The 14,050-nt window shown below is 45.6% G+C and carries 9 protein-coding genes, 1 tRNA gene and 1 pseudogene; 9 read left to right on the plus strand and 2 right to left on the minus strand.

What is annotated here, in order from left to right; translation table 11 throughout:
• Nucleotides 1-37 precede the first annotated feature (37 nt).
• On the minus strand, nucleotides 38-2,803 hold the full coding sequence (locus H8S63_RS06550) for a heparinase II/III family protein (protein ID WP_186926216.1): 2,766 nt from the start codon (nucleotides 2,801-2,803) through the stop codon (nucleotides 38-40).
• A gap of 180 nt (nucleotides 2,804-2,983) precedes the next feature.
• Nucleotides 2,984-3,071: transfer RNA gene (locus tag H8S63_RS06555), tRNA-Ser, on the minus strand.
• 229 nt (nucleotides 3,072-3,300) lie between these two features.
• Between H8S63_RS06555 and H8S63_RS06560 the strand changes: the two genes are divergently transcribed.
• From H8S63_RS06560 to H8S63_RS06600, 9 genes and pseudogenes are all read left to right on the plus strand, one after another.
• Nucleotides 3,301-4,584 (plus strand): site-specific integrase, encoded by a 1,284-nt coding sequence (locus H8S63_RS06560; RefSeq protein ID WP_007756660.1) that lies wholly within the window; start codon nucleotides 3,301-3,303, stop codon nucleotides 4,582-4,584.
• 63 nt (nucleotides 4,585-4,647) lie between these two features.
• Complete coding sequence (locus H8S63_RS06565) at nucleotides 4,648-5,934, plus strand: YhcG family protein (protein ID WP_007756662.1); 1,287 nt, start codon at nucleotides 4,648-4,650, stop codon at nucleotides 5,932-5,934.
• Between the two features lie 12 nt (nucleotides 5,935-5,946).
• Entirely contained in the window at nucleotides 5,947-7,011 is a 1,065-nt protein-coding gene (locus tag H8S63_RS06570; protein WP_115485124.1) for a hypothetical protein, read from the plus strand.
• A gap of 221 nt (nucleotides 7,012-7,232) precedes the next feature.
• Nucleotides 7,233-7,541 carry a DUF3853 family protein gene (locus H8S63_RS06575; RefSeq protein WP_005654521.1) on the plus strand — a complete coding sequence of 103 codons (309 nt, stop codon included), beginning with the start codon at nucleotides 7,233-7,235 and terminating at the stop codon, nucleotides 7,539-7,541.
• 11 nt (nucleotides 7,542-7,552) lie between these two features.
• Complete coding sequence (locus H8S63_RS06580) at nucleotides 7,553-8,620, plus strand: AAA family ATPase (RefSeq protein WP_117680873.1); 1,068 nt, start codon at nucleotides 7,553-7,555, stop codon at nucleotides 8,618-8,620.
• 211 nt (nucleotides 8,621-8,831) lie between these two features.
• Nucleotides 8,832-8,999 (plus strand): annotated as a pseudogene (locus H8S63_RS06585) (DNA primase); the annotation flags it as partial.
• A 563-nt stretch (nucleotides 9,000-9,562) separates the two neighbouring features.
• A complete protein-coding gene (locus H8S63_RS06590) occupies nucleotides 9,563-11,371 on the plus strand; it encodes a reverse transcriptase/maturase family protein (protein ID WP_004308094.1) in 1,809 nt (602 codons plus the stop codon).
• Nucleotides 11,361-12,272: a toprim domain-containing protein gene (locus H8S63_RS06595; protein ID WP_117680874.1), complete on the plus strand. Its 912-nt coding sequence runs from the start codon at nucleotides 11,361-11,363 to the stop codon at nucleotides 12,270-12,272. The genes H8S63_RS06590 and H8S63_RS06595 overlap by 11 nt, the downstream gene beginning before the upstream one ends.
• A 282-nt stretch (nucleotides 12,273-12,554) precedes the next feature.
• Nucleotides 12,555-13,958 (plus strand): hypothetical protein, encoded by a 1,404-nt coding sequence (locus tag H8S63_RS06600; RefSeq protein ID WP_022210005.1) that lies wholly within the window; start codon nucleotides 12,555-12,557, stop codon nucleotides 13,956-13,958.
• The last annotated feature ends 92 nt before the right edge of the window (nucleotides 13,959-14,050 follow it).

The raw sequence follows: 14,050 nt of genomic DNA on the forward strand, positions 1-14,050 counted from the left end.
CCTTAGCAGTCTGCCAATACATTACAATATTATCAATCTATGGACAGGATATACATCTTTTTGTCTTCTGCGCAGCTTCCACTTTCATCTTCTTGCCGCCGATCACCACCGTGCAAGAAGCGGAAGACAAGATATACCATTTCCCTTCCTTCTGTTCGAGCAGAACATTGGCGGGAACAGAAGTACGGATACTGACTCCCGGTGCTATCAGTTGCGTTCCGTTACCCATAAACAGCGTACGGTTATCTCCCGCATACCGGTTACTGATTACCGCATAATCCGCTTTTACTTTCATCCCTTGATAAGTAGCCGTCTGCGTAGCGTCGGAAAGCGAGAAGATATGATCTGTACGCCCATTCTTGCTTTTCACGCAGATTCCGGCAAAATCCGTCAGAGCGGTTTCCTCCGCATCAAAGTAGGACACAGCCTGAATGGCCGACGGCTCTTTCCGTGTACTCGGTTCATAAACAGCGACAAAAGGACGGTTCCAAGCCTCTCCATGCTGGCGGGCAACAAAAGTCAATGTGGGTTGCTCCTTTATATTATAAGGCATACCGGGTGTACGGCTCAACCCTTCGGTCATAGGCGACAGAGCCGTAAAGACTTCACGGTCCGGCTCTCCCTTCATCCAGAGATTCATGGATATATCATCGCCTCCCTTATCTTTCATATCAATGGTAAAGGTCGCTTTCACATCCTTGCCGGTAGCCGCCACTTTCTTATCATATAAATAAGAATAGGCATAAAGATGCGCACCGGCAAACGCCAGTTCCTCCGTAGGCTGCAGATTCAGATCCGTTCCGTCGGCAGCGGTCAATGTGAGCGTCTGCCCGAGATTATGATAAAAATAATCATGCATCTTGTCCCCTCCTTTTTCTTTCCGGCTGCGGAACACATCCACATAATACCCCGTTTCCGGAGCAGTGGTGACGATACCCATCATACGCGTCTGATCCGCCCTGCTTTCCGGTTCGCGGAAATAGAGGTTGCTGTATGTGACAGAGGTAAACTCCCCACCCGGTTCCGCCGAAGCCGGGAAACAGGAGAGCAACTCAAAAGAATGATTGCTTTTCATCACCGGATAACTCGATATTCCATCTACGCAAACCGTATTATGACTCGGAAACTGAGAATAATATTCCGCATAATCCAACCCGCTATACAGGGAAAGACCGATACCCGCATCGGGTCCCAGCACATATCCTTTTCCGTAAAGTTCCATAGAAATGCCGTTGGCGTGCATATGGTTGCCCTCACTTCCATTCTGCGAAATCATCAGACTGCTGCGCGGATCCATACCATTTCGCTGCACCAGCCAAGAGACGTTAGGTGCATGGAACAAAGGAGAGACATATTCTTCTATCTTTCCCGCCTGCACCTCCGGATTCAGCGTCAATGGCTTATCTTCAAAAAAAGAATTGACAGACACCCGCACATTCTTCTTTTCCGCTTTCTCATTTCCGGCACCGGGATTCAGGCATTTCAACAAGGCAGTGAAATAGTCTTCCTGTTCCTTCTTCCCGTTTGCCTGTGCATTCTGTATCATACGGACAAAGAAATTAGTGTTCAGATACCCCGGATGCGTATCTCCGAAACCGCAAATCATACGGTTGGGAAACAGATATTGAGGGGTTGTCGCTACCGCTTTCGACAATACAGGCATCGCCTTCACCAAATCATATCGCAGGTTGTTGTCAAACTGATTCACGAAATTGGCATAATCATTAATCACCACACTGCTATATCCCGGACATTCCGCCCAGATACCCGTTTTAGAGTCAAAACCATATTCGGCAAGACGCGTCAAGCTCCATTGACGAATGCTGGAACGGTTCATCACATAGTCTATGTAATATTCCCGTCCTTTCCCGTCGGCATACGCCTTGTTGTCTTCCAGCACCAGCCCCACATTCATGATAAACCGTGCCTGCAACAAATCCCAGTTATTATGCGGCACTCCGTTCGCTATGATATTGTCCGCCCATTTCTTGAATGCTCCGGCGTAGATTTCCATCTTCTGCGGGTAGTTTGCTTTCAGATAATCATACAGGAAGTCGTATAGAGGGACAGCGATATGCAACGCATCTTCATGGATCACTTCAAAGGAAGTCAGTCCCACCAGTGTCTGCTGATGACCGTGATTCAGATCAACCGGAACATTTCTGTAATAAATACCCGTCATATAAGTATCGAACACTCCGGCTGCCAACTTTGCAAATTTCTCCTCCTCCGTCATCCAATAGAGGAAAGCAGCATCACGGGCGATTCCCAATATCTCACAATTCAGACTTTCGATGTTACGTCCGGTTTTAGACGGATGCACACTCTCCATAGGACGGTCGGGAAGCGCATTATTACAGAATGTCACATTCCCGTTATCATCATCATCGTACGGCACAATATCTGCCAGTCGGGGACGGCCGTGAGTAGCGGCAGTTCCACGTGTTCCCGTATAGCGCACGGTAGGATACGGAGCTTTCTCACCGCCCGCATGGTCGAAAGTTTCACCTTTTATATACACCTCAGTAGCATGGGATTTCCAATACATAGCCAGACGCGACAACAACCAATCCGGCCGGGTGGCCGTCAGATCGGTATATTTCTCCGTACGCTCTCTCAGCTTATCGAAAACATCCTTTGCCCATTCTTCAGTCTTAATCAAGTTCCACGTTTCCTGCTTCCCTTCCGGTGTAGTCAGCACTCTCGGATGAGCCTGCGGCATACTCTCCGGCAAGGGAATTTCTTGTCCGGACGCACTATTGAGGAAAGATAAAAAACATAGTCCCAGTAAAATTCGTCTCATACTTCAATATCTTTTTTAGGTTTGCTACCTATTAAATACGAAGATAAACATTTATTTACCTAAAGCCCCCGTCAAAGGCAGGTTTATTTTCCCGGTATCTCTATACAACACAAAAAAACGACTCTCCTGACAAATCAAGACGGCCGTTTTCATCAAATAATCAAAAAAATAATGAAAATGCGGAGAGAACGAGATTCGAACTCGTGATACCCTTTAGGGGTATACACGCTTTCCAGGCGTGCCTCTTCAACCACTCGAGCACCTCTCCTTAAGGGGAAAATTCGCTTCCCTATAAAATAAAAAGCAGCTAACTTGCTGCTTTTCAGCGGAGAGACAGGCTCTCGAACTTATACTTTCACAGAATCTCATAAAACCGCAAACAACTGATAATCAAGTGCAAATTACAACATAGAGTAAAACTAAATGTTTCTAAATGTCTTTTGCTATCTCAATAATTGGGTGTATATTTGGGTGTAGAATTTCAAACGCACCCAATTATGAATATCAAGCGCAACATCATTTTTGCATTGGAGAGCCGGAAAAAGAACGGTGTGCCAATCGTAGAGAACGTACCCATCCGTATGCGTGTCATCTTTGCCAGCCAACGCATCGAGTTTACAACGGGCTACCGGATTGACGTAGCCAAATGGGATGCAGACAAGCAGCGGGTAAAGAACGGATGTACCAACAAGCTAAAGCAGAGTGCAGCCGAAATCAATACGGACTTGCTGAAATACTATGCCGAAATCCAGAATATTTTCAAGGAATTTGAGGTGCAGGAGGTCATGCCAACGACCCAACAGTTGAAGGAAGCTTTCAACATGAGAATGAAAGACACCAGCGAAGAACAGCCGGAAGAAGCCCCTGTCAGCTTTTGGGAGGTATTCGATGAGTTTGTAAAAGAGTGCGGTAACCAGAATAACTGGACGGCATCCACCTATGAAAAATTTGCAGCAGTGAGGAACCACCTCAAAGAGTTCAAGGAGGATGCAACGTTCAACTATTTCGACGAGTTTGGATTGAACGAATACGTCAACTTCCTGCGTGATACCAAGGATATGAGAAACAGCACCATCGGCAAGCAAATGGGATTCCTCAAATGGTTCCTGCGCTGGAGCTTCAAGAAAGGACATCATCAGAACATTGCATACGATACATTCAAACCGAAACTGAAAACCACCTCGAAAAAAGTAATCTTCCTGACTTGGGATGAACTGAACAAGCTGAAAGACTACCAGATACCCAAGGATAAGCAATACCTGGAACGTGTGCGTGATGTTTTCCTGTTCTGCTGCTTTACGAGTTTGCGGTATTCGGATGTTCGCAATCTGAAAAGAAGCGATGTGAAGTCCGACCACATCGAAATAACCACAGTCAAGACTGCCGACAGCCTGACGATTGAACTGAACAAATACAGCAAAGCCATACTGGACAAATACAAGGACATCCATTTCGAGAATTACATGGCTCTGCCCGTCATCAGCAACCAGAAGATGAACGATTACCTGAAAGAGCTGGGCGAACTGGCAGAAATCAACGAGCCTGTACGGGAAACCTACTACAAGGGAAATGAACGTATTGATGAAGTCACACCCAAATACGCTTTGCTCAGTACCCATGCAGGAAGAAGGACATTCATCTGCAATGCGCTGGCTCTCGGAATCCCGGCACAGGTGGTCATGAAATGGACGGGACACAGCGACTACAAAGCTATGAAACCCTACATTGACATAGCGGATGATATTAAGGCAAATGCCATGAACAAGTTTAATCAACTATAAAAGTATCAAACAGTTTCATAGATAGTTATCAATGACTATATTTGTAGAAATTATCATCACAATATGAGCAACAAGGAATCCAACATAGAGAAAACGAATTTTGATGCATTCATACAAGCGGTCGGTTCGGAAATAGAACAGGCACAAGTAAGGCTGATTGTTGCAGCCAATGCACAAATGCTGTTCCATTACTGGAAGATAGGCAATTACATCCTTTATCACCAGCAGCTGCACGGATGGGGAAGCAAAATCATCAAGCAGTTGGCAAAGGCTATCCGACTGCATTACCCTGAAAAGAAAGGCTATTCGGAACGTAACCTTACCTATATGTGCCAGTTTGCAAAAGCATATCCTTTAAGAGCGTTGCAAAGTTTCATAGAAACAGATGCAAGCCTGTCTGTCCCAACCATACAGAGTGTGACCAATGAAGTATTAAAACTGAATGACAAGCAATTTACGCAGGAACTTACTGCGCAAATACAATCGATTGATTGTCAATCATTAGCAATTACGCAGGAAGTTCCTGCGCAATTTGAAGATGTGGGAAAAACCGTGTCTGCCATTTACAGGATGGGAATCAGGGAAATAGAAGAAGTTTTCTTGACCTCTCCTATAGCCAAAATAAACTGGACAAGCCAAATGACTATACTTGACAGTTCGCTACCTTTAGGTCTAAGCTACTGGTACATGAAGCAGTCTGTGGAAATGGGATGGAGCAGCAATGTATTGAAAATGCAAATTGACAGTGATTTGTATAGCCGACAAATCAGCAACAACAAGGTAAACAATTTCACGACCACACTTCCGGCTCCACAAAGCGACCTTGCCAATTACCTACTCAAAGACCCGTACATCTTTGATTTGGCAGGAGCCAAAGAAAAAGCAGACGAAAGGGATATTGAAGAACAGCTGGTGAAACACGTTACCCGCTACCTGTTGGAAATGGGCAACGGTTTTGCCTTCGTTGCCCGGCAGAAGCACTTCCAAGTCGGAAACAGCGATTTCTTTGCCGACCTGATTCTATATTCCATTCCGTTGCACGCATATATTGTCATAGAATTGAAAGCCACTCCTTTCAAGCCGGAATATGCCGGACAACTCAACTTTTACATCAACGTGGTGGATGATAAGTTGAGAGGAGAACACGACAACAAGACCATCGGTCTTTTGTTGTGCAGAGGAAAGGACGAAGTGGTTGCCCAGTATGCCCTTTCCGGCTATGACCAGCCCATCGGCATCAGCGATTACCAATTGAGCAAGGCGATTCCCGAGAAATTGAAATCAGCGTTGCCCAGCGTAGAAGAAGTGGAAGAAGAACTGGCTTCTTTCCTTGACAAGGATCCCCAATAATAAGAGTATGCCATGCAGAAAACGATAACAACCCTCATTCCTCAATACGGGGAGCTGAACAGAATCTGCAAAGATTGGATTGTAAGCCATACTTTCTCTTTTGAAAAGCAGAAATTCATCGTTGATTTCTACTCGAAATGGAGCGATATAAAGGCTTTTGAGCAAGCTATCCTTGAACTGGTGCTGCATACACCGCCAGAACCATGTACCCTGCTGCTGAAAAGTCTGAAAAAGGAAGTCAAAGAATACATACGGCTTTATGAATCTTACCGCCTTCTCCATGACGAAGTGATCATACGTGTATGCTACCAATACGCAGACCGCTACAAGGAAACCATCAAGGAAGAGATGGAAGTGGTAAACAGGCTGCGCAAACCGATGAACGAAGCCAACAACCGCTATGATTCCATTGGCTACCGAGAGCATACACCCGAAGAAGAAAAGCTGGCGGAAAGAGAATATGAGCGTTGCAAGGCTGAATATGAAAGGGAGAAAGCCCAACTGGAGCATCTTTATGAGCAGCAAACCCTTCTCTGGAAAGAAGCCCGGCAATACATGAAAAACCGTTGCGACGACATCTACCTGCTTAGCGTACACTTCATGGGCATCCTGACCAAATATGTACCGGACGAAGAAAGCCAACCGAACGAAGCAGACAGGCAGAGCCGTACAGACAGCCAGCCGGAAGCTGAAACTACAACCGCATCGACTACAGCTACGACTGCCGGATTGCCTGAATATTTCAGCATGAAGCTGATTTCCCTAATTCATGAAGTTTGTGCAGGGGAACAGTTTGAAGACATTACCGCACCGGATTTCTATGCCTGCATGAATCTGCATCCCTGCCAGTGCGTACTGAAAATAAAGCCAAGGGAAAAGATACGGGTATGCTATCTGATTTCCCTGATGAGGGAGCAGTTGCCGGGGCAGGATAAGGACAAATGGAAGGAAGCCATCCTGAAACACCTGGATATTGATGAAGACTATTACAAGTCCAAGTACAGGGAACCCGTTTCCGATTTACCCAGTATTCCCAACCAAAAGTTCGCCAAGGAAATGGACGGAATATTCCGATAACCCGTGATATTCCAATATATTTTACGACATGACCACTTATACCACTCAAAATAATTTTTGAGTGGTATTTTTATTTCTTGATATTCAGCGATATAACAGAACAATCCATATCTATCATCCACATACTTACCACTCAAAACCCTACCTAATTTTGCATCGTTCGAGAACAGAAGAAACAGCCTGTGCGCAGGGCTATTGTCAAACAAGTAATCATACGGACGATGAACAACCTCAAAGAACTGTTAGTGAAACCCGTCTGGCAGATGACAGGCGAAGAGTTCCTTTTTCTAAGCAGACACGCTTCGGTACAGGCAGAGGCGCAACCGCAGCCGACCACCGACACGGAAAGAAAGTACGTGTACGGCATACTCGGCATAGCCAAGCTTTTCGGGTGCAGCCTGCCCACAGCCAACCGCATCAAGAAAAGCGGAAAGATAGACAAAGCCATTACCCAGATTGGACGCAAGATTATCGTGGATGCGGAACTGGCGCTGGAACTGGCTGGCAAGAAAACCGGAGGACGCAGATAAAGGAGGTGATTATGGACTATATAAAAGAAATATCACCCGAACAAGCCGTTATCCTCTGGCAGGAATCCCGGCTAAGTCTGTCAAGATGCTACGAAAAAGCCCCCGAAATTCTGAAAGTACACGGCTCTGTCATCGGGACGCTGGGCAATTTCAGCGCATCCATCGGCAAAGCCAAGAGCAAGAAAACCTTCAATGTATCGGCTATCGTAGCCGCTGCATTGAAGAACGGTACCGTGTTACGATATGCGGCTGAACTGCCCGAGGAAAAGCGGAAAGTGCTTTATATAGATACGGAGCAAAGCCCCTACCACTGCCTGAAAGTGATGAAGCGGATCCTGCGGATGGCAGGATTGCCCGATGACAGGGACAGCGGTTATCTGGAGTTTCTCGCTTTGAGAAAATACATCCCGGAACAGCGCATCAGCATTGTAGAACAGGCTATCTACCACTCACCGGATATTGGGCTGGTCATCATAGACGGCATCCGGGATATGGTGTACGACATCAACAGCCCCGGTGAATCCACCCGCATCATATCCAAGCTGATGCAGTGGACGGACGACAGGCAGATTCATATCCATACGATACTGCATCAGAACAAGGGGGATGAGAACGCAAGAGGGCACATTGGTACGGAACTGAACAACAAGGCGGAAACAGTCCTGCTGGTGGAAAAGGACAAGGGGAACAGCGACATCAGCCATGTTTCCGCCATGCACATCCGGGCGATGGATTTCGAGCCTTTTGCATTCTGCATCAACGACAGAGCCCTGCCCGAACTTGCGGAAGGCTACAAGCCGGAAGCAAGGAAGCCGGGAAGACCCTCGGTGGAAAAGTTTGACCCTTACAAGGATATTTCAGAACCGCAGCACCGTGCCGCACTGGAAGCCGCTTTTGCACTGAAAGAGGAATACGGCTACAAGGAGCTGGAAGACACCTTAATCAGGACTTATCTGGCAGAAGGGGTTAGACTGAATCACCAGAATGCAGTGGCGCTTATCACCATGCTGCGCAACAAACGGATGATAGTGCAGGAAAACGGCAGGAAGTATTCCTTCAAGCCCGATTACCACTATTAGCCGACAATCCCGAAAATCGCTTCACTTTATTCCCGTATCCTATATATACGACAATTTAGTGAAGTGATTTCAGAAACAGACAAATCACTTCACTTTATTCCGGGGGTCCATATATTAGGAGTTTAGTGAAGTGATTGTACTGACCGCATACTTTTAAGAGTTGCGGGCAAAAAGAGAAATAATCAAAGCACTCACTAAAAACGATTTCCTTATGAACATCGAGACTGCAAAACAAATCAATCTGGCTGACTACCTGCACAGCCTGGGGTATTCACCCGTCAAACAGCAGGGTATCAACCTTTGGTACAAATCTCCCTTGAGGGAAGAAACAGAGGCTTCCTTCAAAGTGAACACCGAACGCAACCTATGGTATGATTTTGATGCGCCCATATAGGCTACACAATAAATATCTCTATGGCAAGAGATTAGGTTAGAGTTCAACAGACCTATCCTCAACGACTTAGCTGGAGGAGAAATCCAAAGGTGACAAAAGCATGTCGGTAAAGTCATTAGTCAGCTAAATACCAAGCTGCGACTGCATGGCGAGAGGAAAAGACAGACACAAGGATGAAGCCTGATTGGTTGAACGATAGTTCTGCTGCACACGTACCAGCCCCGACGAAAGGTATTTGATTCACGTCGGGCTGAAGCACCCCATGTAAACCGAAATTACAATGGAGCAGGAGCTGGCTTCAGAGCAACCACAATAAGTGGAATAGGAACGTAAGTCGCATCCGACAGTCTGCCGAGCCAAACAGTTATTGTGAAAGCAAATGGGGATTCCCTAAATCAGAATGCCGTAAGGCTATGGGCATAGGACCCTGAATATCTGACATGGGAACGGAGCTTCCGTAGTAGTCCGAGCAAGGGAAAGCCTTGTAACATGGCGAAGGGAAGCAGTTAGATAACTTAATACAAATAATGGAAAATGTGTGAGACATTATGAGAAGTCCTGAGCAAGTATTAAAAGCTTTAAACAAGCATGGTAAAGTTTCGGATTACAAGTTCGAAAGGCTGTACCGTATCTTATTCAATGAGGAGATGTTTCATGTTGCTTACCAGCGTATTTACGCCAAACCAGGCAATATGACACCCGGTACGGATGGGAAAACCATCAATCGGATGAGTCTTCAAAGAATAAACAAAGTCATTGCATCTTTGAGAGATGAGTCTTACAAGCCTAATCCGGCAAAAAGGATATACATACCCAAGAAAAACGGTAAGAAAAGACCGCTTGGAATTCCTTCCTTTGAGGACAAACTTGTACAGGAGGTGGTGCGCATGATTCTTGAAGCCGTCTATGAAGAGGTGTTTGCAAACACCTCACATGGATTCAGACCAAACAGAAGCTGCCATACCGCATTGACCCATATCCAAAAGACATTTACAGGTACAAAATGGTTTGTGGAAGGAGACATTAAAGGATTCTTCGACAACATAGACCACAATGTATTGATTGCAACTTTGCGGAAACGGATTGCCGATGATAGATTTCTAAGGCTTATCCGCAAGTTGTTGAATGCGGGATATATTGAAGACTGGAAGTTTCATAATACAAACAAGGGAACTCCACAAGGCGGTAATATCAGTCCTATACTGGCAAACATTTATCTTGATAATTTTGACAAGTATATGGAAGAATACGCCCTACGCTTCAATAAGGGAAAAGAAAGACACATCACCAAAGAATACAAGCAACTTAGCGATAAGATGCAACGCATCCTTAAAAGCATCAAGAACATACAGGATGCAGATGTCAGATTACAGCTTAGGGATGAGTATGAGAAACTGAGACGTGAAAGGCAAAAGATTGAGAGCAGAGACAGTATGGATGAAACATACAGAAGGCTTCGATACGTAAGATACGCAGATGATTTCCTCATTGGTGTTATCGGAAGCAAGGCAGAGTGCGTTAAAATCAAGTCGGACATTACCAAGTATATGGAAGAAAACCTCAAGCTGGAACTGTCACAGGAAAAGACATTGATAACAAACGCACAAAAGCCCGCGAAATTTCTTGGCTTCGATGTTTCAGTCCGTAAGTCTGATGCTATCAAGCGGGACAAGAACAATGTGCCAGCCCGTTATTACAACGGTAAGATAGTCCTAAAGGTCGCCATAGAAACGGTGCGGAACAAACTGGAAGAATACAGCGCCATCAGATACAAGGTAGAAAATGGCCGACAAGTTTGGTTTGCAAAGTTCAGAGGCAATCTTATGAAGAAGAAAATCGAGGACATAGTGGCGGCATATAACTCTGAAATCAGAGGGTTCTACAACTACTACTGCATTGCCAACAACGTGGCATACGCGCTCTCAAAGTTTGGATACATCATGGAGTACAGTATGTACCATACCATTGCAGGAAAAACCAATAGCACTGTAAGCAAAGTCATTGACAAATATAAGGTTGGGAATGACATTATAGTGCCATATCAGGATGCAAAAGGTAAATTACGGTACAGGAAATTCTATAATGAGGGATTCAAACGTAAACCACCAATGTACTATACGGAGGTAAACGACTTATCCTACACAATCGCAATTCCACAGCCGACACTTACTGAGCGATTGGATGCGAGAACATGTGAATTATGTGGAAAAGTCGGACCTGTAGTCATGCGTCATGTCAGAAAGCTAAATCAGCTTAAAGGAAAAACTGAATGCGACAGGCTGATGCTTGAAAAGCATAGGAAGACATTGGTTGTCTGTGAAAAGTGTTATGCCAAAATACACAGCCATGCTAAATAAAGTCATGTTATCAACGGAGAGCCGTATGCGTGGAGACATGCAAGTACGGTTTGGGGGCAGGTACGGGAAAACCTACTGCCGAAAGGCAGTAAGGCGTTCTGTACCGAGCCTACGTTTAGGGAAAGGGGGCGGTATCATTGAACTGGCTGCACACCTGTATGCTACCGACCATGTACCTTACCTGCTGGAGCGGATTGCGGAACAGACACCGCATGTACACCCGGTATCTTTCTCTTTTGGCAAGCAGGACTCTTTCGGTCCGAGCTTCCAACAGCTGGAGATAGTACCGCTATCGTCTCCTGCCCTGCTTTCCTATTTACAAGGTAGAGGAATAAATCTGGAACTGGCAAAAAGAGAATGTAGTGAAGCCCGTTACACCCACAACGGCAAGCGTTACTTTGCCATCGCATTCCCTAACGGTTCGGGTGGGTTTGAGGTTCGTAACCCCTATTTCAAGGGCTGCATCGCCCCCAAGGAAATCTCCCACATCAGACAGTCGGGAAAAGCAAGGACTGCCTGCTATGTGTTCGAGGGTTTCATGGACTACCTTTCCTTTCTGACATTGAGACAAGAGAGCTGCCCAAATTATCCGGAATTGGACGGGCAGGACTATATTGTATTGAACTCCGTATCGAATGTGAACAAGGCTCTCTATCCGTTGGGCAATTACGAACGCATCCACTGCTTTTTCGACAACGACCATGCAGGAATGGAAGCACTCCGGCAAATCCGCATGGAATACGGCAGAGACCGGTACATCCGGGACGCTTCGCAGATTTACAGCGGATGCAAGGACTTGAACGAATACTTACAGAAACAGGTTGAAAGAAAAAGGCAGCTCCAGTCCGCCAAAGGGGTGCGCAGCCAATCACCGGAGAAGAAGAGCGGCTTCCGGTTATAGCCCACTATAACTACACGCTCCGCTTTCGTAGTTGTGGGCTCTCCCGAGGGGATTAGGGCTTTGCCCTAATGACCCACTCAGGGCGTTTCACCCCTGAGAACCCCGAGCAAAGAGTGACCCTCTCTTTGCAATCTCCGCTTATGGGTTACCCCTAAGAAATCTCGTGCAAATGAGAGCAGAGGCAAACTTGCTTGACCTATGCCGAATGCAGCCGAGATTCATAAAATAACCCCTCTGCGAAAGCGAGCAAAGTAAATTAATTGTAAACAAAGAAAAGAAGCTATGGCAACAAAATCAAGCATACACATCAAGCCTTGCAACATCGCATCGAGCGAGGCACACAACCGAAGGACTGCCGAGTATATGCGTAATATCGGGGAGTCCAGAATCTATGTCGTTCCCGAACTTTCCACCGATAACGAACAGTGGATAAATCCCGACTTCGGCACTCCCGAACTGCGAACTCATTATGACAATATCAAGCAAATGGTCAAGGAAAAGACCGGACGTGCCATGCAGGAAAAGGAAAGGGAACGCAAGGGAAAGAATGGAAAGATTATCAAGGTGGCGGGATGCTCACCCATCCGTGAAGGAGTATTGCTTATCAGACCGGACACCACACTGGCTGATGTACGCAAATTCGGTGAAGAGTGCCAAAGACGCTGGGGCATCACTCCGCTACAGATTTTCCTGCATAAAGACGAAGGGCATTGGCTGAACGGTCAGCCGGAAGCGGAAGACAAAGAGAGCTTCCAAATAGGAAGCAGATGGTTCAAGCCGAACTATCATGCTCATATCGTATTCGACTGGATGAACCACGAAACCGGGAAGAGCCGAAAGCTCAATGACGAGGATATGGCAACCATGCAGACCCTTGCTTCCGATATTCTGCTAATGGAACGTGGGCAGACAAAAGCTGTCACAGGTAAAGAGCATCTGGAACGAAACGATTTCATCATTGAGAAGCAGAAAGCCGAACTGCAACGTATAGAAGAAACCAAGCGACACAAGGAGCAACAGGTAAGCCTTGCCGAACAGGAACTCAAACAGGTAAAAGCTGAGATACGTACAGACAAACTCAAAAGTGCAGCTACCGATGTAGCCACTGCCATAACCAGCAGCGTAGGTTCTCTTTTCGGAAGCGGTAAGTTGAAAGAACTGGAACATAACATCGAGCAGCTACATCAGGAGATTGCCAACCGGGACAAAGCTACTGATGAATTAAAAATTCAGATGCAACAAATGCAGGAACAGCACGGCAGACAAATACGCAATCTTCAAGGAATACATAATAAAGAGATTGAAGCTAAAGACAAAGAAATATCACGGCTAAACACCCTGCTTGAAAAGGCATTATGCTGGTTCCCATTACTCAAAGAAATGCTGAGAATGGAAAAATTATGCTATGTCACTGGTTTTACCAAGGGGATGGTTGATTCTCTTTTATACAAAAAGGAAGCTCTCAGATGTAGTGGAAAAATCTATTCCGAAGAATATAGACAGAGATTTGAAACAAAAAATGTAATTTTCAAAATTGAACGAAGCCCGATCGATAAGAATAAATTGATGCTGACTATAAACCAACAGCCAATCAGCGAATGGTTCAAAGAACAATGGGAGAAGTTACAGCAGCATCTGCGTAACTCAGTGCAGAAAGAACAAAAATCCAGAGGATTCAGGATGTAATATAGAGAAGTACAATTCATCATGGATTGTACTTCTATCGTAATATATAGTACAAAATCTAAGTTGTCTAACTATTCTAAAGTAAAATAAGC

This window comes from Bacteroides sp. NSJ-39 (genome assembly GCF_014287315.1).
Lineage (GTDB): Bacteria > Bacteroidota > Bacteroidia > Bacteroidales > Bacteroidaceae > Bacteroides > Bacteroides finegoldii.